The 1,623-nt window shown below is 71.0% G+C and carries 3 protein-coding genes; 2 read left to right on the top strand and 1 reads right to left on the bottom strand.

Annotated elements, in window-relative coordinates:
• Positions 1–314 (top strand): hypothetical protein (locus ACOADB_RS10635; RefSeq protein WP_378598013.1); only part of this gene is annotated, 314 nt, incomplete at its 5' end.
• A 36-nt stretch (positions 315–350) separates the two neighbouring features.
• Positions 351–854, top strand: coding sequence for a hypothetical protein (locus tag ACOADB_RS10640; RefSeq protein WP_378598015.1), 504 nt, complete (start codon positions 351–353; stop codon positions 852–854).
• Here the strand turns inward: ACOADB_RS10640 and ACOADB_RS10645 are convergent.
• Positions 784–1,623, bottom strand: an 840-nt coding sequence (locus tag ACOADB_RS10645) for an acyl-CoA dehydrogenase family protein (protein ID WP_378598017.1), incomplete at its 5' end; no start/stop codon positions are given. The two genes, ACOADB_RS10640 and ACOADB_RS10645, sit on opposite strands and share 71 nt — an antisense overlap.

Below are 1,623 nucleotides of genomic sequence, written 5' to 3' on the forward strand. Positions count from 1 at the left end.
CCACACCGACCCTCGTCCAGCGCGGACAACTGGTGCGGCTCACGGCCCGGACGTCCGCACGGACCCGGACCTACCTGTCCGTGAAGTACTCAGCGAGCGGGGCATGGCACCGGATCGGCAGCAAGGTGACCGACCGCTACGGCAGGGTCGCGTACCAGGTCCGACCCTCCCGGGTGGGCGTGCAGTGGTTCCGGGTCCGCACCGCGACGCGGACGAGCGGAGCGGTCGGCGTGCGCGTGGTGCCCTGTCCGCTGCCCCTCGATCGATCGCTGGCTGTGGTGAGCGCCACGGGGTGTACCCAGCCCGTGGGCTGACGAAAAGCACTTCGGCTAGGGCACCATCGAGTCGACATGCACAGCCTTGACCCCACCGAAGACTTCGCGATCCGCCTGCTGCGGCGCTTCCTGCTGCTCTGCGAGCACCCCCGCACGCGGCAGCGGATGCTCGGCATGGTCCGGAACTCCACGCGCTTCGGTCCGGGCGCGCCCAAGCTCTACGGCTGGATCAACAAGGCGGTCCTGAACCCGCGCTTCATGCCGATCTCGGAGCGTCGCCAGATGTCGGCCATGAAGGCCGAGCTGGTGGCGTCCCAGCTGATCGGCCTCGCCATGACTCGCTACGTCCTGAAGCTGGAGCCCCTGGCGTCCGCGACGGTCGACGAGGTCGTCCGCCTCGCCGCACCCTCCATCCGGGCCGCCCTGCAGGGCGAGGACGGATTCACCGCGGTCGTGCACACGGAGAGCGAGAAGGCCCGGCCCCGGACACCCACGCCCCGGCGGGTGATCAGAGCGCCACGGATTCCCGGTGTCGGTGTGGTGCGCCGAAGAGGTGGCTCAGGGAATGGGCTCGTTTGAAGACCAGGTGTGCGTCGTGCTCCCAGGTGATCGCGATCCCGCCGTGCAGCTGGATGCACTCGCTCGCCGCCAGCTGAGCCGTCTCGAGCGCGTACGACGCTGCAGCGTGGGTGAGGAACGCCGCTTCCGCCGGGTCCTCGCCCTCGGCCAGTGCGTACGACGCCGCCCAGCTCGCTGAACGCGCCAGCTCGGTCCGGGCGAAGACCTCGGCCAGGCGGTGCTTGATCGCCTGGAACGAGCCGATCGGCCGGCCGAACTGCACCCGCTCCTTCGTGTAGTCGGTGGTCATCTGCAGGGCACGATCGCTCAGCCCCACCGCGAGTGCGGACACGGCTGCGGCGCCGACCAGCTCGGCACGGGTGCGGGCCGCCGCGCCGTCACCGACGACGGCCGTCTGTGCGGTGGCGAGGTCGAGGCGCCCGAGGCGGACCGACTGGTCCATCGACTCGGTCCACGTGGCGGTGGCGCCGGTGACCTCGACGAGGTCGTCGCCGATGACCGCCAGCACGATGGCGGCACGGTCGGCATCGAGCACCGGCCCGTCGAGGACGATGGTGGCGATCTCCCCGGCAGCGATGCGAGGGAGCAGGCGCTGCTTCGCGTCCTCCGTGCCGCCCGCGAGTAGTGCCTCCGCCGCCACGACGGTGGCCAGCAACGGCGAGGGCGCGAGCGAGCGGCCGAGCTCCTCGAGGACGACGGCGGTCTCGAAGAACGTGGCGCCCGCGCCGTCGTACTCCTCGGGGATGTTGAGCGCAGCGACCCCGATCTG

The sequence above is a fragment of the Nocardioides sp. CPCC 206348 genome (genome assembly GCF_048654705.1).
Classification (GTDB): Bacteria; Actinomycetota; Actinomycetes; order Propionibacteriales; family Nocardioidaceae; genus Nocardioides.

Bases quoted from the DNA above. Each gene is read 5' to 3' on its own strand.
- ACOADB_RS10640 (WP_378598015.1), top strand. From the start codon at position 351: ATGCACAGCCTTGACCCCACCGAAGACTTCGCGATCCGCCTGCTGCGG.